Source organism: Streptomyces sp. NPDC060028 (assembly GCF_042736725.1).
Taxonomy (GTDB): Bacteria; Actinomycetota; Actinomycetes; order Streptomycetales; family Streptomycetaceae; genus Streptomyces.
The window spans coordinates 1-4,294 of sequence record NZ_JBHWVJ010000163.1 but is presented as its reverse complement, the minus strand read 5'-3'; the positions used below and the strand labels follow the sequence as shown (position 1 = coordinate 4,294).

Sequence of the window (4,294 nt, the reverse complement as noted above, 5' to 3'; positions counted from 1 at the left end):
CGGGCGCCCGGCGGACCCGACCACCGCGGTGCTGCTCGCGCCCGACGCGCCCCGCGCACCCCGCAGGGGCCCGGCCGGGCTGTGGGCGCGCGCCCGGGGGATCGCCGTCGCGCTCGCCGTGCTCATCGCCGCCGCAATCACCATGGCCGCGCTCAACTCCGGCGCCCACCACGGCCACCTCGACCCCCGCTCCGCCGACCCCTACGGCAGCCGCGCCCTCGCCGAGCTGCTCAAGGAGCGCGGAGTCACCGTCCGCGTCGTCACCACCGCCCGCGAGGCCGCCGACGCGGCCGGACCCGACGCGACCCTCCTGGTCACCGAACCCGACCTGCTCGGCGACGGCCAGCGCCGAGCCATCCGCTCCGCCATCGACCTCTCCGGCGGCCGCACCGTGCTCCTCGCCCCCGGCCCCCTCGGCCTCCCCGACCTGGCCCCCGGCACCCACGTCCGCGGCGACGCGCTCGACGACACCCTCGACCCCGCCTGCTCCCTGCCCGCCGCGGCCTCCGCCGGCCGGGCAGCCACCGGCGGCGGCCACCGCTACACCACCGACACCCGCGCAGCCACCGCCTGTTACCCCAGCCACGGCAACCCCACCCTCCTCGTCCTCCCCACGGGAACCACCGGTGGCGACACCGTCCTGCTCGCCTCCGAGACGATCCTCCTCAACCGGAGCCTCGCCAAGGAGGGCAACGCCTCCCTCGCCCTCCAACTCCTCGGCTCCCGCCCCGACCTCGTCTGGTACATGCCGTCCCTCACGGACACCGACCCGGACGCCGCCGCCGGCAGCCAGGACAAGAGCCTCCTCGAACTGATCCCCGACGGCTGGAACTGGGCCCTGCTCCAGCTCTTCACCGCCGCCGCCCTCGCCGCCCTCTGGCGCGCCCGCCGTCTCGGCCCGCTCGTCACCGAACGGCTGCCCGTCGCCGTCCGCGCCTCCGAGGCCACCGAGGGCCGCGCCCGCCTCTACCGCAAGGCCGACGCCCGCGACCGCGCCGCGACCGTGCTGCGCGCCGCCACCCGCGAACGCCTCGCCGCACTGGTCGGCGTACCGCCCGCCCGCGCACACGACCCCGCGGCCCTGGTCCCCGCCGTCTCCGCCCGCTTCCCGTACGGCACGCAAGGCCCGGACGGCACGCAAAACCCTGACGGCACCCGGGACCTGACCACCCTGCTCTTCGGCACCACCCCCGCCGACGACGCGGCACTCGTCGCGCTCGCCGACCACCTCGACGCCCTCGAAAGAGAGGTCCGCACCTCATGACGGCCACCACGGACAGCGCCCGCTCCGCCCTGGAGGCGCTCCGAACCGAGATCGCGAAGGCCGTGGTCGGCCAGGACTCCGCCGTCACCGGTCTCGTCGTCGCCCTCCTGTGCCGCGGCCACGTCCTCCTCGAAGGCGTCCCCGGTGTCGCGAAGACCCTCCTCGTACGGGCCCTCGCCGCGTCCCTCGAACTCGACACCAAGCGCGTCCAGTTCACCCCCGACCTGATGCCGAGCGACGTCACCGGCTCGCTCGTCTACGACGCCCGCACCGCCGAGTTCTCCTTCCAGAACGGCCCGGTCTTCACCAACCTCCTCCTCGCGGACGAGATCAACCGGACCCCGCCCAAGACCCAGTCCTCCCTCCTCGAAGCCATGGAGGAGCGCCAGGTCACCGTCGACGGCACCCCCCGCAAGCTCCCCGAGCCCTTCCTCGTCGCCGCCACCATGAACCCGGTCGAGTACGAGGGCACGTACCCGCTCCCCGAAGCCCAACTCGACCGCTTCCTGCTCAAGCTGACCGTCCCGCTCCCCTCCCGCGAGGACGAGATCGGCGTACTGACCCGGCACGCCGCCGGCTTCAACCCGCGCGACCTACACGCCGCCGGCGTCCGCCCGGTCGCCGGCCCGGCCGAACTCGAAGCCGCCCGCGAGGCCGTCGCCAAGGTCTCCGTCTCCTCCGAGATCACCGGCTACGTCGTCGACATCTGCCGCGCCACCCGCGAATCGCCGTCCCTCACCCTCGGCGTCTCCCCGCGCGGCGCCACCGCACTGCTGTCCACCGCCCGCGCCTGGGCCTGGCTCACCGGCCGCGACTACGTCACCCCCGACGACGTCAAGGCCCTCGCCCTGCCCACCCTGCGCCACCGCGTCCAGCTCCGCCCCGAAGCCGAAATGGAAGGCGTCACCCCGGACTCGGTCATCTCGGCGATCCTCGCCCACGTCCCCGTCCCGCGCTGATGGCCCTCACCGGACGCGCCGCCCTGCTCGCGGCCCTCGGCAGCATCCCCGTCGGCATCCTCGAACCGAGCTGGACGGGGATGCTCGCGGTCAACGGCCCGCTCGCCCTGGCCTGCGCGGTCGACTACGCCCTCGCCGCGCCGGTCCGCAGCCTCACCCTGGCCCGCTCCGGCGACACCTCGGTCCGCCTCGGCGAAACCGCGGACGTCCACCTCACCGTCACCAACCCGAGCACCCGCGCGCTCCGCGCCCGCGTCCGCGACGCCTGGCCCCCGAGCAGCTGGCTGCCGGGCACGGACGCGGCCGCGTCCCGCCACGAGGTCACCGTCCCCGGGGGCGAACGCCGCCGCCTCACCACCCGCCTGCGGCCCACCCGCCGCGGCGACCGGCAGGCCGACCGCGTCACCATCCGCTCGTACGGCCCGCTCGGCCTCCTGGCCCGCCAGGGTGCCCACACCGTGCCCTGGACCGTACGGGTCCTGCCGCCCTTCACCAGCCGCAAGCACCTGCCCTCGCGCCTGGCCCGCCTGCGCGAACTGGACGGCCGCACCAGCGTTCTGACCCGCGGCGAAGGCACCGAGTTCGACAGCCTGCGCGATTACGTCCCCGGCGACGACACCCGCTCCATCGACTGGCGCGCCACCGCCCGCCGGCAGAAGGTCGCCGTCCGCACCTGGCGCCCCGAACGCGACCGGCACATCCTGATCTGCCTCGACACCGGCCGCACCTCCGCGGGCCGCGTCGGCGACGCCCCCCGCCTGGACGCGTCCATGGACGCCGCGCTCCTGCTCACCGCCCTGGCCACCCGTGCCGGCGACCGCGTGGACCTCCTGGCCCACGACCGCCGCCCCCGCGCCCAGATCCAGGGCCGCTCGGCCGCCGACACCCTGCCGGCCTTCGTCACCGCCATGGCCACCCTGGAACCGGAGCTCGTCGAAACCGACGCCCGGACCCTGGTCTCCACGATCCTGCGCAGCGCCCCGCGCCGCTCCCTGGTCGTCCTCCTGACCAGCCTGGACGCGGCCCCCATCGAGGAGGGCCTGCTCCCGCTCCTCCCCCGCCTCACCCAGCGCCACACGGTCCTGCTGGCCTCGGTGGCCGACCCGCACATCGCGTCCATGGCCGCCTCGCGCGGCTCCCTGGACGCCGTCTACGAGGCCGCGGCCGCCACCCAGTCCCAGTCCCAACGCCGCCGCACGGCCGAACAACTCACTCGCCACGGCGTCCACGTCGTCGACGCCACCCCGGACACCCTCCCCCCAGCCCTGGCCGACGCCTACCTCGCCCTCAAGTCCGCCGGCCGCCTCTAACCACCCCGATCCGTTCCGAGACGGGCACTCGCCGTCCTGACCTGGATACGCTGGGCGCGGACCCACCAGGAGGACACCGTGGCCGACCTCACCCCGGAGCAGATGCGCCGCATGCACGACTTCGCGGAGCGACTTTCGGAGCTGGCCGAGCATCAGGAAGACCACTGGAAGGTGCAGACCACCGACGGTCAGATCTTCCTCACGATGGTGAGCCCCACGGCTCCCCACGGGCTGAACGTGGTGCGGCTGCGCCGTCAGATCGAGGCCCAGACACCCGAGGTCATGGCTCTCAATCACACGAACATGGGCGATCCGGTGACAGCCCTGACCAAGGTCCCCGACCTCATGGTCATCGCCGAAGAAGACACCGACGACACGGCGAAGGTCGTCAACTCCCGCGATGTCCTGATGGTGGTTGAGGTCGTCTCGCGAACGAATTCCCTCACTGATATCCGCGACAAGCTTCACGACTATCCGAGAATGGGGGTCCCGCTCTATGTCGTGGTGGACCCCCGCAAGGACAAGAAGACCGTCATGGTCCACAGCGACCCCTCGGATGGGCCCGACGCCATCCGCTACCGCAAGAAGGTCCCCTACTCCTTCGGAGACACCGTCCCCGCCGGCCGGTGGACGCTCGACACGAGCAGCCTCAAGAGCTACCCCGCCGACTGGTAGGCCCGGGCCGAGTCCACACGGACCTGGTCCAGAACGCAGAAAAGCCCCGCACCATTAAAGGTGCGGGGCTTTCCCACAATGATTGT

General features: G+C 73.5%; 4 protein-coding genes. All 4 read left to right on the top strand.

All coding sequences use genetic code 11. From position 1 onward, the window contains the following. On the top strand, positions 1-1,264 hold a 1,264-nt coding region (locus ACFWBF_RS37065; RefSeq protein WP_385609236.1), incomplete at its 5' end, for a DUF4350 domain-containing protein. Further along, the gene (locus ACFWBF_RS37060) at positions 1,261-2,223 is read left to right on the top strand and encodes an AAA family ATPase (protein WP_385609235.1); all 963 of its coding nucleotides are present in this window, start codon (positions 1,261-1,263) and stop codon (positions 2,221-2,223) included. The genes ACFWBF_RS37065 and ACFWBF_RS37060, both read left to right, overlap by 4 nt. Beyond that, on the top strand, positions 2,223-3,533 hold the full coding sequence (locus ACFWBF_RS37055; RefSeq protein WP_385609234.1) for a DUF58 domain-containing protein: 1,311 nt from the start codon (positions 2,223-2,225) through the stop codon (positions 3,531-3,533). The genes ACFWBF_RS37060 and ACFWBF_RS37055 overlap by 1 nt, the downstream gene beginning before the upstream one ends. A 78-nt stretch (positions 3,534-3,611) precedes the next feature. Then, entirely contained in the window at positions 3,612-4,208 is a 597-nt protein-coding gene (locus ACFWBF_RS37050; RefSeq protein WP_385609233.1) for a Uma2 family endonuclease, read from the top strand. Positions 4,209-4,294 lie beyond the last annotated feature (86 nt).

What these genes read in the sequence shown, in the direction of transcription:
- ACFWBF_RS37060 (WP_385609235.1), top strand. Translation starts at nt 1,261, where the DNA reads ATGACGGCCACCACGGACAGCGCCCGCTCCGCCCTGGAGGCGCTCCGA.
- ACFWBF_RS37055 (WP_385609234.1), top strand. Translation starts at nt 2,223, where the DNA reads ATGGCCCTCACCGGACGCGCCGCCCTGCTCGCGGCCCTCGGCAGCATC.